Raw genomic sequence first — 17,738 nt, 5'->3', positions numbered from 1 at the left:
TGTTTGATTTAAGTATCTGCTAATGATATTAAAAATATTGCTCTTATTAAGAATTAGTTAATATGAAAAGCTATGATTTTTAATAAAAAAATGAATTTTCTTCTAAAAATATATATCAAAAAAATAGTAAGAGAGATGATAAACTATTGCTAATGTTGGTGGGTAAAAATAAGTCTGTTTAGTAGTAAGTTTGAACAATCTATCAAATGATTCAATTTCCAACATAATTTTTAACAAGCTTTTCTAAAAATAAAAAATAAAATGAAGATGGAGGGGTTTTTTTTGAAAAAGAAAAACAAAAGTAGGGTAATTACGACAGCACTCGCTGTAACTTCTTTAACTGGAAGCCTATTACAGGGACCAATTTTGACTTATGCAGCAGAAAGAGTAGAAAAAACAAGTCAAACTACAGGACAAACCACAAATCAAACGACTGATTCAACTAGTGGTGAAAGCACAAGTAGCACCACAACATCTACAGAAGTATCAAGACTAAATCAAACGTCACAGACAAGCGCTTCGTCTGAACAAAATGTGAATAAACTCACAAACACTAATGCAGTAGAAAAAGCTGCGTCAGCAGTATCTGCCCAATCTGCTGATACGCAACCACTGAGCAATCTAACCGTTAATGTAACTGCAGATGATGGAACAACAGTCATGAAGAATGGGGACTCCTATAATATTAAGCAACAAAGTGCTCATTTAACGGCTATCAAAATAGGCTTTACGCTCACCCAAGATGGAACTTTAAAAGAAGGAAGTAAAATTAAGATTCCAGTTACGATAACGAATAATTCCTCTTCTTTAATCGCTTCAGCGTTAAGTTCAGGCACCAAGCTAAACATTGACCAGGTAGGAACGATTGAGTTTTCAACAGATGAAATGGCTTATATCATAACCTTAGATCAATCTTTTGCCAGTTTGGAAACTGGTAAAAAAATAGCTGCAACAGTCACCGAGCAGCCAAGTATTACCTCAGCACTTGTGACAAAAGACAGCGCTCAAAATATAGTACTAACAATTGGAAATTCAACATTTAATTTTGTACCCGTTCATCGTGCGTATCAAAAAGATAGTGGAGATTACAGGACAGCAGATTTTGCGTATAGTCCTAGTGCAAATCAGATTAATACAGGAACAAGTATAAAAGATCCAAACTACATTAATAATCTTTTAGCAAGCGGTGGACAAAATGCAGGAGATACGCATATTCCAACTGGAAATGTGATCACGATTGAGAAAATTCAAACAAGTGGCTCGAATGTCACGCAAATAAATTTAGGTAATTATTTGGGCAACTCAACTCTTCAAATAAGCGAAGATGGGACATATCTTGTGAAGGGAGATAATTCAACAGATCGTAATTTCCCAGCAGGAACTGGTGTGACTAATATTATTTCGTTACCAGCAAATACTAGCAATGAAGATATTGTAAAAGCGTTAAATACAGCCGGCAAACATTCTGGTGTAGTAATTAATAATGGAGATGGGAATTATACCATTGCTTATAATTTCGGGAAACTTCTTGGAGAAGGAGCATACACTTACAAAGATCTGTATCCTAATGATGATGCTGCTACTCAAGCAGATAAGGCACAAGAAATCAATCGTACAGATGAAATTAATAGTAAGGTTAGCCAAGTGCTCTCAAGTGCTAATGTGATTCAAAATTTAGGAATTCAAACGACTTTTAATTTTGCTGACCCATCTGTAAAAAATGAGCTTTCTGGTCAAGCTAATCAATATAATATATCTGATGATGGAGTGATTACCACTGTTTCTGGGAATGGCATCAGCTCCAATACTACTCCATCCAACGCTAGAGCAGAAGGTCAGAGTAAAATCACAGTTCGCTATGTAGACAAAACCGGAACGGATTTAGCGAGTCAGGCGTATCAATATGGGTATCCTGCAGGTTCTTCTATTGCCAGTCAATCGCCAAACTATCAAGTCACGCCTAAATCCATTACTGGCTATACATTGATAAGTTCCGAAAATCAAGTTTCTAGCGTTAAAGGGAAGCAAATGATGAGTGACAATAGCCTGGCATTCTTAAATGAGGATCAAGTTGTTTATTATGTATATCAAGTCAACAAAGAACAAGCGACAGTAACCTACATGGATGATACAACAGGAAAGCCTATCACAAGTAAAGAATTAAGTGGAGATTATGGGACAACGGATGGTTACCGAACAAGTGAGACAATCAAAGAGTTGACAGACAAAGGATATGAACTAGTAAAAGACGAATATCCTAAAGACGGAGTGACGTATGACCAAGACGGAAGTCCCAAAACATACGAAGTCCACTTGAAACACGGTACAACAAGCACCTCAGAAAATAAAACAATCACCGAAACCGTGCACTATCAGTATAGTGACAAGAGTCAAGCTCATGCAGATCAACAAGCAACACCAGTTGAGTTTAGTCGAACGGTCACAACGGACAAAGTAGATGGCACCAAAACATTTGGTGAGTGGAGTGCGAAAGACAATCGAACGAGCTTTGCCAAAATCGCATCGCCAACGATTCCTGGCTACACTCCAGATCAAACAGAAATATCAGAAGTAACGGGTCTTACGGCAGAAAGTAAAAATATTGAGCAGACCGTGACGTATACCGTCAACAAAGAACAAGCGACAGTAACCTACATGGATGATACAACAGGAAAGCCTATCACAAGTAAAGAATTAAGTGGAGATTATGGCACAACGGATGGTTACCGAACAAGTGATACAATCAAAGAGTTGACAGATAAAGGATATGAATTAGTAAAAGACGAATATCCTAAAGACGGAGTGACGTATGACAAAGATGGAAGTCCCAAAACATACGAAGTTCATTTGAAACATGGCACAACAAGCACCTCAGAAAATAAATCAATCACCGAAACCGTGCACTATCAGTATAGTGATAAGAGTCAAGCTCATGCAGATCAACAAGCAACACCAGTTGAGTTTAGTCGAACGGTCACAACAGACAAAGTAGATGGCACCAAAACATTTGGTGAGTGGAGCGCGAAAGACAATCAAACGAGCTTTGCCAAAATCGCATCGCCAACGATTCCTGGCTACACCCCAGATCAAGCAGAAATTCCAGAAGTAATGGGTCTTACGGCAGAAAGTAAAAATATCGAGCAGACCGTGACGTATACCGTCAATAAAGAACAAGCGACAGTAACCTACATGGATGATACAACAGGCAAGCCTATCACAAGTAAAGAATTGAGTGGAGATTATGGCACAACGGATGGCTACCGAACAAGTGATACAATCAAAGAGTTGACAGATAAAGGATATGAATTAGTAAAAGACGAATATCCTAAAGACGGAGTGACGTATGACCAAGACGGAAGTCCCAAAACATACGAAGTTCATTTGAAACATGGGACTGTGACCATTAATCCAGCATCTCCTGGGCAACCAGGAGCACCAATCAATCCAAAAGATCCTGCTGGTCCCAAATGGGCAGAAGATACAGATTGTGCTGCTCTAACGAAAAAAGTCACTGAAACGGTTCACTATGTATACAAAGACGGCACCAAAGCAGCCGACGATCAAATTGAAACCGTGACCTTTGAGCAAGAGCGAACGTATGATAAAGTAACAGGAAAAGAAATTAAAGAGGATGGTTGGAAAGCGGTCCAAAATCGGACTTCTTTTGGTGAAAAGATATCCCCTAAATTGGCAAATTATACGCCTAACCAAGAAAAAGTCGCAGCCATTAATGGGATTACCCTTACGAGTAAGAATGTTGAAAAGACGGTTGTTTATAGTAAAGAAGCAACAACACAAGCAACAGGTGCATCAAATAGTGGACAACAAGTTGCCAAAAAGGCTATGCAACCCTCGAATGCTAGTAAAAAAAGTTTGCCACAAACAGGTGAACAAACTCAAACAAATTTCTCTATTTTAGGGATGATTGTATGGGCTATTAGTGGAATGTTTGTCTACTTTATGAAGGGTAAAAAAGGAAAAAGTAAAGAGTAAATAAAAAAGTTGGAGAATTTTCTCCAACTTTTTTATTGTGGATAATTAATCAAAATAGCTGCTGAAAGAACTTAGGTGAAGTGTATCTAAAAATCCGCTAAAAAATGAATTAAATTTTGAGAATTATGTAGTGTTAGATTATAAGGAATCAGCATTACTGGAGTCTCCTCTAACGGAACTGTAGAAAGCAATACATCATAATGAGATTTCTCTGTTGAATGACTAGCGAAAGAATGCAAGTCCATTACTTGGATGGTATGTTGAATAGTTGAAAAATTGAGTAAATCCGAAAGTTTATTTGCAATGTAGTGACCGCTTTTTATACAAGTATCAACGATTAGTAAGATGTTTAACTTTTGGACGAGAGTTTCTATCCCAACTTCAGAAAAAAGCCAATAAAAAATAAATTCGAAAAAATTTGAAGTAGAGGCATCAAGTTCAGAATCAATCGTTTTTAATAAATTTCTAATGGTGCGTGCAAATTTTGGATTGTTAGAGCTAAGTTCTTGGTCAAAGATATGTAATTCTGGAATATCTTTTAGAATATTCAACTTGTATTTGTAAGAAAATTCTACGCTGAGTGCTAAGATAATGCTCATTTTTTTAATAGTGTTATCATGCATTTTTTCATCAGAAAATAAAAAAAAGTGTTTTATAATATGCTTGATTTTTTCTAATAAATCAGAAGATAAGTTGAAAGAGAATGTTCTTTTGTATAAAACAAGTGCGATGCAAAGTTCGGATTTTGTTAGTCTAGGGAAAAACTGTTTTAAAAAATAAATATCATCATCTGGAATAAAATAGTGGCTCGTATCACTTTTTAAGTTAGTAAAATAACCTTGAGAGCAACGGAGTAAGTAAACGTAAAAAGAAGTAGAGAAAAAATTTTTTTCCCAAAAATCTCCTACTGTGCGAAAACAGGTAGGACAATTGTATTTTTTTAGGAATAGAATCATTTTTTGAGTTTGTGAAGTTGCTTGTTCCATCGGCATACTAAAAACTAAGAAACAAGAAGTAATAAAAAAGATTACCTGAGCTTCATCTTGCCCTACGATACGATAACCTTTTCGAACTTTTATTTGTATGTGATAGTTTGACAAAAATAAATTTAGCTCTTTGATTCTTTTGGAAAATAAGGGTGAACTGATTGCGAGTTGTTCACAGTAAAAATCAGAAGATTTTCCAGGAAATAGGATAATTTTTTTTAATATTGAAATATTAACCGATTCTTGAATAATGGTCTGATATACTTTATTGTAATCAATTTTGGTGAAAAAAGTTTGATTGATTGAGTGAAACTCATCAAATCCAAAAAGCTGAATAAGATATTTTTTCATGGTCAAATTTGAAATGTTAAAAAATGTGGCAAGATCTTTTCGGTAGATATGGGTGGAGTGGTTGGAGTAGACATAGTTTAAAATTTCAATCTGAGTTTTTATATGGCTTTCAAACAGATTTAGCATCAAGTACCTCCTATAATTGTGAACAAGACTTATCTCTATGATAGCGAGAAACACCGAAACAATTTTATAAAAAAAAGTGTGAAATCTCGAAAAAAATTATTAAAAATAGCGTATTCCAAAAGATAAAATTAAAGACGGCGAGCGTGGATCCCTATACCGTACACATGAGAGTAAATGAGCAGATAGTGTGACAGTAAAAACTTCCAATAAAAATAGAATCAAACGAGTGATTGGAGTGGGGGATCGTCTTGTTATAAGAGGCAATGCAATTTTTATGAATGGTCAAAAATTCTTTGAAAACTATTTAATTCAGTACTCCAATAACTTAATGGTTAATACGACCAAAATATTACGTCAACTCTCCCTAAAGATAGTTATTTTGTTTTAGGTGACAATTGGTAAAAGTCTCTCGACAGTAGAATAATTGGCCCAATCTCTAAAAATAAAATCATTGGGAAGCAGCTTTTTTCGTTTTCTTTTTCAATTTGGTAGATGAGAGTGTATAAATAAATTGTGTAAGCTCCAAAACCTTGATACAATGTGTACGATCTATAAATGCGAAGCAAGACTGTGCTTAGGGAGAAAATAAAAATATGAGAAATATAAAATTAACCATTGAATATGATGGGAAGCGTTATTTAGGTTGGCAGAGATTAGGCGATACCGAAAAAACTATCCAAGGGAAGATCGAAACCATTTTGGCGCAGATGACAGGTGAAAAAATCGAGATTATAGGCTCAGGCAGAACAGATGCGGGGACACACGCAAGAGGACAAGTGGCAAACTTTAAAACAGCCTCCACCTTTGAAACGGAGAAAATGCTAGACTTTCTCAACCGTTATTTACCAAGAGATATTGTCATTAAACAAGTGGAAGAAGTAGCAGAAAGATTTCATGCGCGCTATCATGCGACGAGTAAGACCTATAGCTATTATATTTGGAACGACGTGATTCCAACTGCATTTCACCGAGCATATAGCTTTCATTATCCTAAAAGATTAGATAGTGAAAAAATGAATGAGGCATGTCAGCTTTTCATTGGAAAACATGATTTTCTTGGTTTTTCTTCCTTAAAGAAAACGAAAAAATCAACTGTTCGAACAATTGAAACGATTTCAATACAAAAAGAAGGAAGCCTGATTCGTTTCACATATGTTGGGGATGGCTTTCTCTACAATATGATTCGGATTATGATGGGAACGATTCTTGAAATTGGTTCTGGAGAGAGAGAGATTGCTACAATCAATCAAGTTTTTAAAGAAAAAATCAGAACGCAAGCAGGAGAAACCGTGCCAGCACATGGGTTGTTTCTTGATGAAGTAAGCTATAAGTAAACGGATTGTTGCACTAAAAAAGAAGGCATAACCGTGTATCAAGCGGTTTTGCCTTCTTCTCTTTTAGTCAAGAACAAACATGTAGGTTATCAATCTGCAGAAATTTCTTGGATGTAATCTATAAGCGCGTGCTCAAAACTTCTCATGGTCGGTAGAGAGCTCCTTGTACTCACAAGGACTGCTGTTTTGGGGCGTGTAGCAGGGCGATTGAAAGCAGTACTACAAATTGGCTGCAGAATAGTTTTTTCTTTAATGACATCAAAGTAGAGAGTTGCAGCATCAAACCAAGACAAAGCTGGTCCACTATTGATAAGGTGATAGATTCCATAAAAACTTTTTTCGTACAGGACGTGTGATAAAACAGTGGCGATATCTTTTGTATAGGTAAAACAGCATTTTTCATCTGCTACTACGTCAAGCATGTCACGTTTTTGAGCGCCGTCTTTGATGGAGTCAAAAAAACTTGGCTTGGAAGACTGGCCCGTGCCTAATGGTCCAAAAAGGTTAGCCACACGTAAAATACAAAAATCGAATGCAGTATTTTTGTAGGAAAGAATGGCTTTTTCTCCCTGTGCTTTTGTCAGTCCATAAAAATTGATAGGGTTTGTTTGTTCGGTTTCTGAATAAAATGTTTTGTTATCAGAAAAAACATAGTTTGACGAAAAATGCACCAGCTTTGCTTTGATTTTGTGACAAATCTGTGCCAGATAAGCCGGCAATTGACAGTTTAACGAAATCGCTAACTCCTGCTCTGATAGTTGATTTTCACAAGCATCTACAGCGTTGTAAGCTACGGTATTAATGACAACAGCAGGATATAGTTGTGTGATTTTTTGTTCAATTTCAAAAGCGTTGAACAGATTACAATCATATCTAGTCCATGCTACAATTGTTTGATTTTGTTCTCTGAGTATTTTGACAATCTGACTTCCAAGATTTCCTTGGGAACCTAATATAAGAATGGGACGAGGTTTTGTGTTCTTCTTCATAAAATACCTTCTTTTTTGTTCATTTTTCACTTTATTATATCATAGAGAGAGTTGGGTGAAGAAAAGAGTGAAACGCCAAATCCAAATAGTTAAGTAGCTGATAGTTCAGATAAAATAATCAAAAGCATTTTTTAGTTGTAAGGAAAGACCCAACAAAATTGTAAGCCATTTGTTCGTGACTTAGCGGAGTTCGTAATTATATAATCCTATTAAGGAAGGTGAAGCGATGAAATGCCCTAAACGAATACGAGCAGAATTTGAGGAACAAAAGAGGTTGTTTGTTACTTGGCCACTGGAAAAGGAACTTGTGTGTGGCTTTGACTGTGAGCAGGTAACTGTAAGAATTATCAAAGAAGCCCTCAGCGAAGTTGCGGTACATATTGATGTTTATGATAGTGAGATGTTAGACTATGTCAAAAATTATTTAAAGAATGAGCATGTTCATTTGGAAAAGCTGAGTTTTCGAGTATATCCTTATGCGATTATGTACCCACGAGATTTTGGACCAGAAATCGTATTTGAAGAAGGGAAACCAACTTGGATTGATTTTGATTTTAACGCATACGGTCTATTTCGAAAAAACTGTTTTTGGAATCAAGACTTAATTGAATATGCAGGGAAAACCGCGTCTTTGTTCGCTATTGAAAAGGGAGGATCCAGTCGGCTCATTACTGAAGGTGGAAATCATGAATTTAATGGTCAAGGTACGATGATTTCTATTTTGGAAACAGAAAAGGACAAACGAAATCCTCTTTGGACTACTGAGCAAATTGAAAGAGAATTTAAAAATCATTTCGGATTACAGCAGATTATCTGGTTGGAAAAAGGAACATTTGATGACGAAAATCCTTACATGGGAAAGCTCACCGAGATAGAGGGGCGTAACTGCTATCGTTGCGCTTCGGCAAATGGTCATATTGATGAGTTTTGTCGTTTTGTTTCGGCAGACACGGTGGTTCTTGCTCAAGTCTCAGAAGAACAAGCACAAAATAGTCAATTAGCAAGATTGAACAAAGAGCGCTGTGATGCAGCAAAGAAACGTCTAGAAAACATTCGATTGGCCAATGGAAAAAAGTTGCGCATTGTGGCACTGCCCATGCCAGAACCCTTTTTCATCAAAGTGAGGGAGCGTGATGCACTTTTTAGTTATTTTACTTTTGATGAAGCTCGAATTCAAAATCATCTTTTTTTAGATGGTTCAGATTTTCCCAAAGAGGATTTTTATGTATTGCCTGCGATGAGCTATTGTAATTTTTTAATGATCAATCAAAAGGTTTTAGTTCAAACTTACGCTGCAACGACAAAAATGAAGGTACACGAACGACAAGACAGGGAAGTGATCAATTGTTTGAAGCAGTTATTTCCAGATAAAGAGATTGTGGCAATCGAGTCATTATCTCTTAATCTAGGCGGTGGAGGAATTCATTGTCATACCAGAAATCTTCCTTGCTAAACGCAATAATTAAACTATAAGAAAGGAATTGAGAGATGGAACATCTATTTCCTAGGAGTAATCGTCTGATTTTTTCGGCTTGGTCAGAGCAAGATAATGAGCTTGCAGATAAAATATGGGGTAGTGAGAAGGTGACAAAACTAATTTGTGCTAAGGGATATTTTACAAAAAATGAGATTAGCGAGCGATTACAAAAAGAAATTAGCTATAATAAAGCATATGGAGTTCAATACTGGAAAGTTTGTGAAAAAGATACAGGAGCGTTTATAGGCTGTTGTGGCTTACATCCATATGAGAAAGAGCCGCTAATTTACGAACTTGGCTTTCATTTGCATGAAAATTTCTGGGGCAAGGGATATGGCTTGGAAATGGCAGAGGCAGTCATTCAATTTGGTACAAAATACTTGCAGTGTCACAAGTATTTTGCGGGTCATCATCCTGACAATGGCTATTCAAAAGCCTTGCTTGAAAAACTAGGGTTCACTTACTTTAGAAAGGAGTACTACGCCCCAACAGGTAGGCTCCATCCTTCATACTATTTAATAAAATAATAAAATCCAGCATGGAGAAACGAAAAATCGTTTGTTCTATGCTTTTTTAGTAAATCGGTTGAAGATTCGCGTGAAAATATAAATTATTTTTTAAAGAGCAGAAAATCCTGATATAAAAGCGTTTTCCTTATGCTAAACTTGGTTTGGAAATAAAACTGGACACAGGGTTAGTGGAATTGTTTGAGTAAGTTTGAAAAGGAAGTTAGGAAATATGAAAAAAAGAGGAATACAAGCGGTCCTTTTTATTGTAGTTGTGGTCCTATTTATTTGTGGATTAACAGGAATGAGCAGTTTCTTACGAGTTAAGGAAAAAATAAATAGCACTCCTAAACAGACAAAGAATACTTATCTACAAAAGAAAAGGAAAGAAGTCAAAAGCGCAAAAGCGTTGCAACCAAATACAGCAACAGGAATTAAAGCTACTGTTCAAAATGCAAGTATTGACACCTACTTGCAACAACAGGGGTTTCAGGGGACGGCTTTGATTGTTAGACGAGGAAAGGTTGTGTTAAGCCAAGCATACGGAGAAGCAGATCAGGTAACGAGTCGAAGGAATTCGGTCAATACGACTTATTATTTAGGCTCAGCACAAAAATCCATTATTGCAACTGCCATTTTACAATTACAAGGACAGGGGAAACTTAAAATTGATGACCCGATTGCCAAATATATTGCAGATTTTCCTAATGGACAACAAATCAAACTGCGAAATTTATTAAATCATACGAGTGGAATCAAAGGCAGAGAAGAAACAGGCGATTACATTGCGCCTAAAGAAGTTGTAGAGCAAATTAAACAACAAGGAATTAAGGCACAACCGGGTAGCTGGAACTATCAAGATAGCAATTACTCGACTTTAGCTTATGTGGTAGAGCTTATTGAAAAGTCTTCGATTCAAGACTATGTAAAAAAACGTATTTTTGAGCCAGCAAAAATGTTAAATAGCGGATTTTATCAAACATTTGAAAAGACGATAGAACCATCGAAGAGTTATAAAATCAAAGAGGAAAAATTTCACGAAGCCAAGCTGCCTAATCTATCCCAATTGTATGGTGCTGGAGACATTTATACCACAGCAACGGATCTATATTTATATGATAAAGCATTGATGACGGGTGTCTTACTAAAAGAAAAAGAAAAAAAAGAAATGTTTACCTCTGGTAGTAGATCAACTTATGGGATGGGCTTTTATGTTAATCCAGGTAGTTATTCGAGTCATGGTGTCTTAGGCGGATGGAATTGTATTAATTCTTTTACCCATACAGGATTAACGTATATTGTTTTGCTTGAAAATACGAATAAAGTCAAGTCTTTAGGTCAAGTCGCCAATCATATTTATGAATTACTGAATAAGAGTGAAGAACCCAACTAATGGATTTGAACCATAATCAAAAGAAAGGTGGGTGCTCATAAAATTGACATTCAGGTGTAAGTAGAGTAAATTAGTTAGCAAAGGTAACCAAAATGGGTTGTGGGAGAGGTTTGCAATGAAAACAATTAGTCAGCTTTTTTCTGAGCTATATGATAAAGTGTTGATTCACTACCAAAATAAATATGAAGAACAGGTAACGTTGCAGGAGCTAACTGCTAATGATGAGCATTACTTAGATATTTTGTATACCTTGGAAAATCCAACACTGACCACATTTGCAGAAAAAGCAACCATTTCAAAACCGGCTGCAACGCGAATTATTCATCGCTTTATGGAAAAGGGCTATCTGACAAGGGAAATGTCGAGTTCAGATCGACGTACTTATTATCTAAAGTTAAATGATGAAATAAAAGCGTATTGCAAAAGAAACTACGAGCTCTTTGATGAAGTCTTTGATGAATGTATTTCAGTTTTAACAAAAGAAGAGCAAAAAAATCTATACGAGATGATTAGGAAAGTGAACCAACAAATGGATTTAAATAGAAGCGACCCTCAAAAAAATTGAGGGTCGTTTTTTATTTTTCAAGAAAATTATGGGTTACTTTTTTTAAAATATGAGCAAAGCTGTCTTTTTCTTGTACCGAAATCAATTGCTCTATTTTTTCTTCTAAATCAATAAAAATAATTTGAATTTCTGCTACTGTATGCAACCCTTTTTCTGTTAAGAATAATTTTTTTTGACGCTCGTTATCATCGGGGATTTTTCGGATAATATAGTCATTTTTTTCTAAAGATTTAAGTAGATTTGTTATAGTAGCATTTTGCTTGTCTAAATATGAGGCTAACTCTTTTTGGATAGTTCCTTGATGTAAAAAAATATAATTCAGTGAACGTGCTTGGGGGACAGTCAGCTGAATCTTTTTTAATCTCTTTTTGATAAAGCTTTGTTGGAGCGTATAAAAATGATAAAAATCTTCTAGAAAACTATCTTTTGTCCCAAATTTCATAAAAACATCTCCTTTTCAATCTCCTATAAATAGTTTAATCTACAATTGTTTAATTGACAATTATTTAATTAAAGAGTAATATATGCACATGAAACAGTTGTAAATACAACTTTATGATAGGGGATAACTATGACATTGTCACGAAAACAAATTGAAACCACAAAAAAGGAATTTCAAGAAAATTTAGTTAGATCTCAGAAAACAGTAGATGTAGTTGCAAGTGAGCTAGGAACTTCTGTTGAGCAGATTTATCGTATTTTGGAACTTAATATAAGAGAAATAGAGCAACCCTGGATACTTAAAAATTATTTAGTAGAGACGATTGAGTCTCTTGGAGAAGAGGCAGTTCCTTTTACAGCATTAAAAGGAGAGTATCATGAGTACTGGTTTTTGGATAAAGATAAGATTGAGAACAAGCTGATAGAATAATTATTGATAGAAACGGAGGAAAAATAAAATGAACAATCAGCAATTCGGTTTAGGCTGTGGAAACTTATTCATGGGGACAAAAAAGGCACGTTGTGAAAGTCGAGCAATCATTAAAGAAGCGCTTGAAAATAATATTTCTTTTTTTAATACAGCTGATTTTTATCATTCAGGAGAAAGTGAGTTGGCACTAGGTTCAGTTATAACAAGTGAAAAAAGAGAGAATATTTTTATTTCTGATAAATTTGGAGCACTGGTAGAGCCTAATGGGAGAATGTATGGATTAGATGTACATCCAGATAGAGTAAAAAATTATTTAGCATATTCTTTGAAAAGAATGAACTTAGACTATATTGATTTGTATCAACCAGGTAGAATTGACCAAGCTATTCCAGTAGAAGAAACAGTGGGGGGGATAGCTGAGTTGGTACAAGCTGGCTATGTAAAGAAAATCGGACTCACTCAAGTGGATGCAACAACGCTAAGAAAAGCACATTCGGTACATCCTATTTCATATATAGAAGTAGAGTATTCATTGTTTAATCGAAGTATGGAAGAAGAAATTTTGCCTGTTGCTAAAGAGCTAGGGATCAAAGTGATTGGGTTTGGTTTATTAGCACATGGACTACTTGGAGGAAAATGGACGAAAAGAAGCTTAGAGCAAGGCGTGTCTCCACAAAATAACTATATTGAGCTGTTTCAAAAGGGAAATATTGAAAAAAATATAGAACTTGTAGAAAACGTTAAAAGAATTGCAGATGCTAAAAATATTACATTACCCCAACTTGTTCATGCCTGGGCAGTAAGTAAATCTGACATTATGTTTCCTGTGATTGGTGTAAGTAAAGTTTCTCAATTGCAAGATAGTATCCAAGCGAATAAGATTCATTTGACGCCAAAGGAATTAAAACAAATAGAAGCAGCAGTTCCAGTAGATAAAATAGCCGGAAATAGTTTTCCCAATATGCAATTTCGAAATGGAAAAGTGATAAAAAAATAAAAGCTGGGTGAATTCACCCCAGCTTTTTTTTAAATATCTTTTAAAAGATAATCTAAGTAAGCATGAATACTGTCTAGGTCTTCGGTTTTCTTTTGAATAAAAACCCACTCAAGCATCAGCAGAATCGTATTACTATAGTGATCTGAAATGATCTCAATGGGAATTTTATTGTCACAGGTTTCCAGTTGTTCTTTAAACAGGGCGTGCATTACTTTTCTCATATAACTGACAAAGCTGCCGATTAAAAAACTATCGTAATCATTGTATTTTAATACACCATTTAGTAAGTCTTGCTTTTCTTTAAATAAAAAATAGAGACGATCAAAAAACGTATTTAATAGCTGACGATCATCAATTAGTGGTACTTCTTCTAGGTGAATCTGGTCAGCTAAATCATGCCAGCAATAATTGATTAAGTCATATTTATCGTCAAAATAGTTGTAAAAGGTGGCTCTTGGGAAATTGCTGAGGCTACATAATTCATTGACGGTTATTTCTTCAAAGGCTTTTTTGGTTAAAAGAAGCAACATGGTTGAGGAAAAGGAAGATAACGTTCGAATGGCACCTCGAGTTGGTTTTTTAGTCAAGTCATATTTCATGCAAGTATCCTTTCTTTTTCATTTTTGCAAAAGTGTCTAATTATAAACATTTTTGTCTTTCTGTTGATTGTATTGCAGGCAAAATCATCCTATCATTAGTTTATGTTTTTTTCAACTGTCTAAAAATGGACAGTTGAATTTTAGTGAGGTCCAACTTGGGTCAATAACTTAGTAAACTTTTATAGAAAGGTGAAGTGATGGATGAAAAAAACAAAAGAGAAAAAGTATATAGGTACACTCATTATTTGGTTAGGGTTATTTTTACTCGCATTGATAACGATGCCAAATATCTCACAAATTGTTCGTGACAAAGGTCAAATTACTTTACCCAGTGACTTAGAAAGTAAAGTTGCTGATAAAATGAGTAAAAAATTTGATAAAAGTCAAAATGGCGCACAGCTGATTGTAGTCTTTAACAGCAAAAAAGAACTGAGTGAAGAGCAAAATACACAAATTAAAGAGTCCATACAAAAACTAAAAAATGAGAAACAAGCTTACTCTATCACGTCTATTACCAGTGCGACAGATAATGAAGAAACAAAAAAACAGGTGGTTTCAAAAGATAAAACCACCCAGATGGCACTGATTAATGTGAAGAAGCAGGATAATTTATCAAGTTTAGTCAAAAAAATTCAAGATAAACTCGAGATAAAATCCTTGAATGTTTCGATTACCGGCTCAGAAGTATTAAATAATGAGTTTAGCACTACAACCGAAAAAGGCATTGAAAAAACGGAATTAATTGCGGTACTATTCATTTTTGTTGTATTGGTTTTTGTGTTTAAATCACCAATTGTTCCGATCATTTCCTTGCTAACTGTAGCGGTTTCACTCATTATATCGCTTAATATTATCATGAATTTAACCAAGTTCTTTGATTTTCCAATTTCCAACTTTACACAAGTTTTCTTGATTGTTGTTTTATTTGGAATCGGAACTGATTATAATATTTTACTCTATGATCATTTTAAAGAGGAGTTGGCTAAAGAAACACGGGTTGCTAAAGCAGCAAAAGCAGCACATAAAAAGGCTGGTCGCGCTATTTTGTACAGCGGTATTTCAGTTCTGATTGGATTTGCTGTTTTGATTTTTGCCAAATTTTCATTTTATCAATCAGCAGTGGGGGTTGCAATTGGAGTAGCAGTCTTAATTCTTAATCTGCTATCGTTTAATCTATTTTTCATGAATATTCTTGGGAAAAAAATGTTTTGGCCAAGTAAAAAGTTTGATGGTACAAGCAGTAGTATTCTGTGGGACCACTTATCTAAGGCCGCACTTGCTAAACCAGTCATTGTGCTCGGGCTAATCGTGATTTTTGCGCTACCATTTATCTCGATTTATCAAAATCAAACGCTAAATTTTAACAATGCGGATGAAATACAAGATACTAATTCAGCTAAAAAAGGCTATTTGTTAATTCAAGAGCATTTTTCAAAAGGAATGACTGCTCCGACAACACTTTATATTGAGAGTAAAACCGAATTGACGAATCAGGAAGACTTGGCAACGTTGGATAAGTTAACGGAATATTTAAAAAAAGAGTCGGGTGTGAAGTCCGTTGCCTCTGTCACACAGCCAAGTGGGGACAGACTCGCTCAACTTTATCTGAATAAACAACTTAGTAGCGTGACCGCAGGCCTTACGGAGTCTACTAAAGGGATGGAGACGATTCGAAGTGGGCTACAATCAGCAAGTGCTCAGCTAAAAGGAGTAGATTTGCAGACCCAACTACAAAGTGTGCAGACTTTAGCAGATGGATCAAATGCAGTCGCCTCTGGCAGTACAGAATTTTCAAGTGGAGTGACACAATATACAGCGGGGGTAAATACTGTGTCATCCGGGTTGGGCCAATTACAAAGTGGGAATACAGCCTTAGCAAATGGTATTAGTCAAGTCTCAGCTGGAGGAACGGCTTTGTCAGAACAGGTGAAGCAGCTGCAAGCACAAGTGGATAACCTGAAAAATGTCCAAGTACAAGTCCAAACGTTGACCGAGCAAATGCCAGAGCTTGGGGCAGTACTTGCTTCATCAGGGATTCGTTCAGAGTCACTGGGTCAACTGAGTGACTACTACGCGCAACTGAATTCAGGTACAGCTCAATTGGCAACAGCACTTAACCAAATAAATGAACAAATGCCAAATTTAACCAGTGGAACTGCTTCCTTGGTGGATGGAAGTAAGCAGTTAAGCAGTTCAGGTACAGTATTGGTTCAGTCTTCTGGCCAATTAGCAGAAGGCTCTGCTCAAGTCAATACGGGTGTTCAGACTCTAAATTCTCAAATGCAAGGCCTATCTGGTCAAGTCACTACCCTAACAAATGGGCTTGATGCAGCAGTGACTGGACTCGCACAAGTAAAAACAGGATTAAACACCATGCAAAACTATTTGAAAGAAATGCAAGACTCTTACCTAGGAAAAGAAATTTATATTCCTAAACAAGTCCTGAAAGAGAACACACTTAAACCAAGTTATGATGTTTATTTGTCTAAAGACCGTAAAATGGCTAAGATTACTGTGGTCTTTAAAGAGGATCCAAGCATGCTGAAAACTGCAAAAAAATTACAAGCAATTGTGGCAGATACGAAAGCTCGTTTGAAAGGAACTTCTTTAGAAAAAGCTAAGATTGCTTTTGGGGGGCAAACCTCAGAAACAGCGGATTTGGAAAATTTAGCTACAAGTGATTTTAAACGGACTGCGATTATCATGTTAATTGGAATTGGGATTGCCTTGGTTTTTGTTACTCAGTCAATTCTGCAACCCGTGACAATTATTGCCACCTTATTAATTGCTTATATAGCATCGTTAAGTATCACCAATGTGTTTTCCAATTTAGTATTAGGTAAAGCGTTGCTTACATGGAATACCCCGTTCTTTTCCTTTATTATGCTCGTAGCATTAGGGGTTGATTACAGTATATTCCTGATGATTCGCTATCGTGATAACAAACAAATTGACAAGCTAAAAGCAGTCGCAAGTATTCAAGATGCATGCAAGATTATTGGTTCAGTAATTTTATCTGCGGCTGTGATTTTAGGGGGGACCTTTGCTGCGTTGATTCCTTCGGGGGTTACAACCTTAATTCAAGTTGCGTTAGCAGTAATGATTGGCTTACTTCTTCTGGTAATCATGCTTCCATTGGTGACGTCAGCCGTCGTAAAATTAACAGAGGAGAAAAAGTAAAAAAAGTCAGAAAAGTCAGTGCGAAATAATCTTTAAACACAGCAAGCAGGTGTAAAGGATTAGTTTGCACTGCTTTTCTAATCACTACACAAAGAATGGAAAGATAAAAACAATTGACATAAAAATTGAACTAGGGTAAAGTTAGTTAACAAAAGTAATTAACATTGTTAACTAAAAAGGGGTGTCTTATGGAAAAATTCGACCTGTTTTTTTCAAATTTTCACCATCTAAAAGAGTCAAACAAGCAAATTTACGTCAGTTTAGAAACAATAGCCACAAGCAAAATTACCCATTTTTCTGTCTGGAATAGTCATTTATTTTTTAATTGACCTGTTTTTATGGAAACTTTGCGAAATGTTGTAAAGGAACAA

14 protein-coding genes are annotated in these 17,738 nt (G+C 35.7%); 10 read left to right on the top strand and 4 right to left on the bottom strand.

Features of this window, described 5'->3' with window-relative positions; all coding sequences use genetic code 11:
- Positions 1-282 precede the first annotated feature (282 nt).
- Positions 283-3,993 carry a mucin-binding protein gene (locus CBF30_RS09290; protein ID WP_170169001.1) on the top strand — a complete coding sequence of 1,237 codons (3,711 nt, stop codon included), beginning with the start codon at positions 283-285 and terminating at the stop codon, positions 3,991-3,993.
- Between the two features lie 86 nt (positions 3,994-4,079).
- Here the strand turns inward: CBF30_RS09290 and CBF30_RS09285 are convergent, their stop codons facing one another.
- Positions 4,080-5,456: a helix-turn-helix domain-containing protein gene (locus CBF30_RS09285; RefSeq protein ID WP_126825714.1), complete on the bottom strand. Its 1,377-nt coding sequence runs from the start codon at positions 5,454-5,456 to the stop codon at positions 4,080-4,082.
- 187 nt (positions 5,457-5,643) lie between these two features.
- On the opposite strand from CBF30_RS09285, the gene CBF30_RS12180 reads away from it, so the two are divergent.
- Positions 5,644-5,844 carry a S26 family signal peptidase gene (locus CBF30_RS12180; RefSeq protein ID WP_390221168.1) on the top strand — a complete coding sequence of 67 codons (201 nt, stop codon included), beginning with the start codon at positions 5,644-5,646 and terminating at the stop codon, positions 5,842-5,844.
- A 205-nt stretch (positions 5,845-6,049) separates the two neighbouring features.
- Positions 6,050-6,790, top strand: coding sequence for a tRNA pseudouridine(38-40) synthase TruA (gene truA, locus CBF30_RS09280; RefSeq protein ID WP_126825711.1), 741 nt, complete (start codon positions 6,050-6,052; stop codon positions 6,788-6,790).
- Between the two features lie 89 nt (positions 6,791-6,879).
- On the opposite strand, the gene CBF30_RS09275 is transcribed toward truA, so the two are convergent.
- Complete coding sequence (locus CBF30_RS09275) at positions 6,880-7,779, bottom strand: SDR family oxidoreductase (RefSeq protein WP_126825708.1); 900 nt, start codon at positions 7,777-7,779, stop codon at positions 6,880-6,882.
- Between the two features lie 226 nt (positions 7,780-8,005).
- Here CBF30_RS09275 and CBF30_RS09270 point away from each other — a divergent pair, with 226 nt between their 5' ends.
- The 4 genes from CBF30_RS09270 (at position 8,006) to CBF30_RS09255 (ending at position 11,720) form a co-directional block, all read left to right on the top strand.
- On the top strand, positions 8,006-9,232 hold the full coding sequence (locus CBF30_RS09270) for an agmatine deiminase family protein (protein ID WP_126825705.1): 1,227 nt from the start codon (positions 8,006-8,008) through the stop codon (positions 9,230-9,232).
- 35 nt (positions 9,233-9,267) lie between these two features.
- Positions 9,268-9,783, top strand: coding sequence for a GNAT family N-acetyltransferase (locus tag CBF30_RS09265; protein WP_126825702.1), 516 nt, complete (start codon positions 9,268-9,270; stop codon positions 9,781-9,783).
- A gap of 211 nt (positions 9,784-9,994) precedes the next feature.
- Positions 9,995-11,155 carry a serine hydrolase domain-containing protein gene (locus CBF30_RS09260; protein WP_126825699.1) on the top strand — a complete coding sequence of 387 codons (1,161 nt, stop codon included), beginning with the start codon at positions 9,995-9,997 and terminating at the stop codon, positions 11,153-11,155.
- Positions 11,156-11,270: 115 nt separating this feature from the next.
- Positions 11,271-11,720 carry a MarR family transcriptional regulator gene (locus tag CBF30_RS09255; RefSeq protein ID WP_126825695.1) on the top strand — a complete coding sequence of 150 codons (450 nt, stop codon included), beginning with the start codon at positions 11,271-11,273 and terminating at the stop codon, positions 11,718-11,720.
- A gap of 10 nt (positions 11,721-11,730) precedes the next feature.
- Here CBF30_RS09255 and CBF30_RS09250 read toward each other — a convergent pair whose 3' ends face one another.
- Positions 11,731-12,162, bottom strand: coding sequence for a MarR family winged helix-turn-helix transcriptional regulator (locus CBF30_RS09250; protein WP_126825691.1), 432 nt, complete (start codon positions 12,160-12,162; stop codon positions 11,731-11,733).
- A 129-nt stretch (positions 12,163-12,291) separates the two neighbouring features.
- Between CBF30_RS09250 and CBF30_RS09245 the strand changes: the two genes are divergently transcribed.
- Complete coding sequence (locus tag CBF30_RS09245; protein ID WP_126825688.1) at positions 12,292-12,591, top strand: DUF2316 family protein; 300 nt, start codon at positions 12,292-12,294, stop codon at positions 12,589-12,591.
- Positions 12,592-12,619: 28 nt separating this feature from the next.
- Positions 12,620-13,588 carry an aldo/keto reductase gene (locus CBF30_RS09240; RefSeq protein ID WP_126825684.1) on the top strand — a complete coding sequence of 323 codons (969 nt, stop codon included), beginning with the start codon at positions 12,620-12,622 and terminating at the stop codon, positions 13,586-13,588.
- Between the two features lie 29 nt (positions 13,589-13,617).
- Here the strand turns inward: CBF30_RS09240 and CBF30_RS09235 are convergent, their stop codons facing one another.
- Complete coding sequence (locus CBF30_RS09235; RefSeq protein ID WP_126825681.1) at positions 13,618-14,187, bottom strand: TetR/AcrR family transcriptional regulator; 570 nt, start codon at positions 14,185-14,187, stop codon at positions 13,618-13,620.
- Positions 14,188-14,388: 201 nt separating this feature from the next.
- Here CBF30_RS09235 and CBF30_RS09230 point away from each other — a divergent pair, with 201 nt between their 5' ends.
- Positions 14,389-17,367 (top strand): MMPL family transporter, encoded by a 2,979-nt coding sequence (locus CBF30_RS09230; protein ID WP_126825678.1) that lies wholly within the window; start codon positions 14,389-14,391, stop codon positions 17,365-17,367.
- The last annotated feature ends 371 nt before the right edge of the window (positions 17,368-17,738 follow it).

The sequence above is a fragment of the Vagococcus entomophilus genome (assembly GCF_003987595.1).
Taxonomy (GTDB): domain Bacteria; phylum Bacillota; class Bacilli; order Lactobacillales; family Vagococcaceae; genus Vagococcus_E; species Vagococcus_E entomophilus.
Note: the sequence above shows the minus strand (reverse complement) of the source record. Positions and strands in the feature narration are given on the sequence as shown.

What these genes read in the sequence shown, in the direction of transcription:
- CBF30_RS09285 (WP_126825714.1), bottom strand. Translation starts at nt 5,456, where the DNA reads ATGCTAAATCTGTTTGAAAGCCATATAAAAACTCAGATTGAAATTTTA.
- CBF30_RS09275 (WP_126825708.1), bottom strand. Translation starts at nt 7,779, where the DNA reads ATGAAGAAGAACACAAAACCTCGTCCCATTCTTATATTAGGTTCCCAA.
- CBF30_RS09230 (WP_126825678.1), top strand. Translation starts at nt 14,389, where the DNA reads ATGAAAAAAACAAAAGAGAAAAAGTATATAGGTACACTCATTATTTGG.
- CBF30_RS09270 (WP_126825705.1), top strand. Translation starts at nt 8,006, where the DNA reads ATGAAATGCCCTAAACGAATACGAGCAGAATTTGAGGAACAAAAGAGG.
- CBF30_RS09250 (WP_126825691.1), bottom strand. Translation starts at nt 12,162, where the DNA reads ATGAAATTTGGGACAAAAGATAGTTTTCTAGAAGATTTTTATCATTTT.
- CBF30_RS09255 (WP_126825695.1), top strand. Translation starts at nt 11,271, where the DNA reads ATGAAAACAATTAGTCAGCTTTTTTCTGAGCTATATGATAAAGTGTTG.
- truA (WP_126825711.1), top strand. Translation starts at nt 6,050, where the DNA reads ATGAGAAATATAAAATTAACCATTGAATATGATGGGAAGCGTTATTTA.
- CBF30_RS09240 (WP_126825684.1), top strand. Translation starts at nt 12,620, where the DNA reads ATGAACAATCAGCAATTCGGTTTAGGCTGTGGAAACTTATTCATGGGG.
- CBF30_RS09265 (WP_126825702.1), top strand. Translation starts at nt 9,268, where the DNA reads ATGGAACATCTATTTCCTAGGAGTAATCGTCTGATTTTTTCGGCTTGG.
- CBF30_RS09245 (WP_126825688.1), top strand. Translation starts at nt 12,292, where the DNA reads ATGACATTGTCACGAAAACAAATTGAAACCACAAAAAAGGAATTTCAA.
- CBF30_RS09235 (WP_126825681.1), bottom strand. Translation starts at nt 14,187, where the DNA reads ATGAAATATGACTTGACTAAAAAACCAACTCGAGGTGCCATTCGAACG.
- CBF30_RS09260 (WP_126825699.1), top strand. Translation starts at nt 9,995, where the DNA reads ATGAAAAAAAGAGGAATACAAGCGGTCCTTTTTATTGTAGTTGTGGTC.